4 protein-coding genes are annotated in these 3,860 nt (G+C 61.9%); all 4 read left to right on the top strand.

Going from position 1 to position 3,860, the window contains the following annotated elements; translation table 11 throughout:
• The first annotated feature begins 155 nt into the window (after nucleotides 1–155).
• A complete protein-coding gene (locus ACQY7U_RS21365; RefSeq protein WP_428649054.1) occupies nucleotides 156–1,316 on the top strand; it encodes an ABC transporter substrate-binding protein in 1,161 nt (386 codons plus the stop codon).
• Nucleotides 1,317–1,389: 73 nt separating this feature from the next.
• A complete protein-coding gene (locus ACQY7U_RS21360) occupies nucleotides 1,390–2,379 on the top strand; it encodes an ABC transporter ATP-binding protein (protein ID WP_428649056.1) in 990 nt (329 codons plus the stop codon).
• Entirely contained in the window at nucleotides 2,376–3,323 is a 948-nt protein-coding gene (locus ACQY7U_RS21355) for an ABC transporter permease (RefSeq protein WP_428649051.1), read from the top strand. The genes ACQY7U_RS21360 and ACQY7U_RS21355 overlap by 4 nt, the downstream gene beginning before the upstream one ends.
• The coding region (locus ACQY7U_RS21350) for an ABC transporter permease (RefSeq protein WP_428649049.1) at nucleotides 3,313–3,860 on the top strand (548 nt) is incomplete at its 3' end. The genes ACQY7U_RS21355 and ACQY7U_RS21350, both read left to right, overlap by 11 nt.

Raw genomic sequence — 3,860 nt, 5'->3', positions numbered from 1 at the left:
GCTAGCTGCGAAAGCTGTGATCACATGGTATCGGTTTTTCCGATACATGCTTTCTGATTTTTGAAATTGCGAATGCCACCCCTCAGGCGCATGCTTCCTGTCGCTCATTTCAGAAGCAGCAATTGAGCAATCCATTCTGAGGGGAAGGCTTGCAAATGAAAAAACTGTTCTCGTGCTGTTCGGTCCTGTCAATCCTCGCGGCGCAATGCGCGAGCGTGCAGGCTGCGGACATGCTCACCCAGCTTGGTGATCCGGAGGGTCAGGTCAATATCGTGGCCTGGCCGGGTTATATCGAGCGTGGCGAAACCGACAAGAACTTCGACTGGGTCACGAAATTCGAGGAAAAGACCGGCTGCAAGGTTCAGGTCAAGACCGCCAATACATCCGATGAAATGGTCGCCCTGATGAACGAAGGCGGCTTCGATCTGGTCACCGCATCCGGTGATGCCTCGCTGCGCCTGATTGCCGGCAAACGCGTACAGCCGGTCAACACGGACCTGGTTCCGAGTTGGTCGAAGGTCGACGACCGCCTGAAGAACGCCCCCTGGCACACGGTGAACGGCACCCATTACGGCACACCCTATATGTGGGGACCGAACGTGCTGATGTACAACACCGATGTCTTCAAGGAAGCGCCGAAAAGCTGGAGCGTCGTCTTCGAGGAAATGACACTTCCGGACGGCCAGTCCAATTCCGGCCGGGTTCAGGCCTACGACGGTCCGATTCATATCGCGGATGCCGCCAATTACCTGATGGCACACAAGCCGGAGCTGGGCATCAAGAGCCCCTACGAACTGAACGAAGACCAATACGCGGCGGCGCTCGACCTGCTGCGCCAGCAGCGCAAGATCGTCTCCCGTTACTGGCATGATGCCTTCATCCAGATCGACGACTTCAAGAACGAAGGCATCGTCGCCTCCGGCTCCTGGCCGTTCCAGGTCGGCCTGCTTCAGAGCGAAAAACAGCCGATCGGCTCGACCATTCCGGAGGAAGGGGCAACGGGCTGGGCCGACACCACCATGATGCACGCGGACGCGGAAAACCCGACCTGTTCCTACCTCTGGATGGAACATACGCTCTCGTCCAATCTGCAGAGCGACCTGTCGGTCTGGTTCGGCGCGGTGCCTTCCGTACCCGCCGCCTGTACCGACGGCAGCGGCATGCAGACCGCGGAAGGCTGCGCCGCCAACGGCCTTGAGGACTTCGAGAAAATCAAGTTCTGGACCACTCCGGTTTCAAAGTGCGAAAGCCAGGGCCAGTGCGTGCCCTATTACCGCTGGGTCTCCGACTACATTGGCGTGATCGGCGGCCGCTGAGCAGTTTGACATGACCAAATTCATGAAAACGCCGCCAACCGGGCTTCCGGTTGGCGGCAGGGTAAAGTGCGAGATGCAGTCAGCGGTTCTGTTTTCAAATGTGTGCCGGCATTACGGGAAGGTCCGGGCGGTCGACGGTGTCGACCTGGAAGTGCGCGAGGGCGAGTTCTTCGCCATGCTCGGCCCTTCCGGATCAGGCAAGACGACAAGCCTGCGGCTGATCGCCGGCTTCGAACAGCCGACGTCCGGACATATCGAGATATTCGGCGAGACCGCCGAAGGCGTCCCGCCCTACCGACGCAACGTCAACACGGTTTTCCAGGACTATGCCCTGTTTCCGCACATGAGCGTCCGGGACAACGTCGCCTACGGCATGATGATCCGCGGGCTCGGCAAGGCGGAACGCCACCGGCTGGCCGACGAGGCTCTCGAACTTGTGCGCCTGCCGGGATACGGCGACCGGCCGCCAAGCGCCCTGTCCGGCGGCCAGCGCCAGCGCGTGGCGCTTGCCCGCGCCATCGTCAACAAACCGAAGGTGCTGCTTCTCGACGAACCGCTGGGCGCGCTCGACCTCAAGCTGCGCGAGCAGATGCAGGAGGAACTGAAGTCCCTGCAGCAGGCGCTCGGCATCACCTTCATTTTCGTCACCCACGACCAGGGCGAGGCCCTGTCGATGGCCGACCGGATCGCCGTCTTCGATCAGGGCCGGATCCGGCAGGTCGGCAGTCCGCAGGACATCTACCAGCGCCCCGACAGCCGCTTCGTCGCCGACTTTGTCGGCTCCTCCAACGTGCTCGAGCCGTTGGCCGCCGAAAAGCTTACCGGAAGGCCGGGCTGGGCAAGCCTGCGCCCGGAAGCCATCCGCATCGGTGCACAAGAGCACCGTCAGGCAACGGTTCTGGCAAAAAGCTATTCCGGCGCGACCACCCGCGTCACCCTTGATCTTGACGGCTTGCGCCTTGCCGCCATCGTGCCGGCCGGACAACCGGTGCCGGACGTCGGCGGCCTAACCGGCATCGCCTGGTCTCCCGATGCGCTGCATTACATGGAAAACGAAAAATGAGCGCGCCGGCCTCCGCAATTCTGCCCTCAGGCGGCGGTCCGCTGGCAAGGCTGTCCGATCTCTTCTGGCGCCGCCCCGCGGTTCTCCTCGCCGTCCTGCTTGGCCCGCCGCTGTTGTGGCTGGGGGTGATCTATCTCGGGTCGCTCTTCGCCCTTCTGGCGCAGAGCTTTTTCTCCATCGACGAGTTCACCGGCCTCATCCAGTACGAATTGACGCTGAAGACCTATGGCGAGCTGCTGCAGCCGGCCAACCTCGACATTATCCTCCGGACCGTGCTCATGGCCGGTTCGGTGACGGTTGCCGCCGCCGTTCTGGCGTTTCCGATTGCCTATTACGCCTCGCGCTATGCCACAGGCCGGTGGAAGGCGCTTTTCTACATCGGCGTCATGCTGCCGCTCTGGTCGAGTTATCTCGTCAAGGTCTATGCCTGGAAGCTGATACTGGCCAAGGAAGGCATACTTAACTGGATCTTCGCCAAGCTGCACATGACCTGGGCGCTGGAGGCTTTTCTTGCCCTGCCCGTGATCGGCGGCAATTCGCTGTCCGTCAGCTACACCGGCACCTTCCTGGTATTTCTCTATGTCTGGCTGCCCTTCATGATCCTGCCCGTCCAGGCCTCGCTGGAGCGGGTTCCCGTCAGCCTTCTGGAGGCTTCCTCCGACCAGGGCGCCAGTCCGCGCCAGACCCTTCGCCATGTGATCCTGCCGCTGGCCCTGCCCGGGTTTGTCGCCGGATCGATCTTCACCTTTTCGCTGACGCTCGGCGACTACATCATTCCGCAGATCATCGGCTCCTCGCGGCTGTTCATCGGCCAGGCCGTCTATGCCCACCAGGGAACGGCCGGCAACATTCCGCTCGCCGCCGCCTTTTCCGTGGTGCCCATCGTGATCATGGGTTTCTACCTGTGGGGTGCCAGACGCATGGGGGCCTTCGATGCGCTCTAACAAGTCGACACGGGCCCCGCTCGGGCTGAAAATCGCGGCAACCTGCGGGCTTTTGTTCCTGCACCTGCCGATTCTGCTGATCTTCGTCTATGCCTTCACGACGGAAGACAAAAGTTACCAGTGGCCGCCTCCGGGCCTGACCGTCAAATGGCTGGCAGTCACCTGGAACCGTCCCGACGTGTGGGAAGCACTCGGCCTGTCGGTGCGCGTTGCCGCCATTTCGACTGGTGTCGCAGTGGTGCTCGGCACCCTGTGTGCCGCCGCCGTCGCCCGCACGAAGTTCTTCGGACGGGAGACCGTGTCGCTTCTGGTGATCCTGCCGATCGCCCTGCCGGGGATCATCACCGGGATCGCGTTGCGCTCGGCCTTCAACCTCGCGGACATTCCGTTTTCCTTCTGGACCATCGTGCTCGGTCACGCGACCTTTTGCGTCGTGGTCGTCTACAACAATGCCGTGGCGCGATTCCGCCGCACGTCCGGATCGCTGATCGAGGCGTCCATGGATCTTGGCGCCAACGGGTTCCAGACCCTGCGCCA

The sequence above is a fragment of the Roseibium sp. genome, assembly GCF_050301095.1.
Lineage (GTDB): Bacteria > Pseudomonadota > Alphaproteobacteria > Rhizobiales > Stappiaceae > Roseibium.
This window is presented reverse-complemented; position numbering and strand designations above follow the sequence as displayed.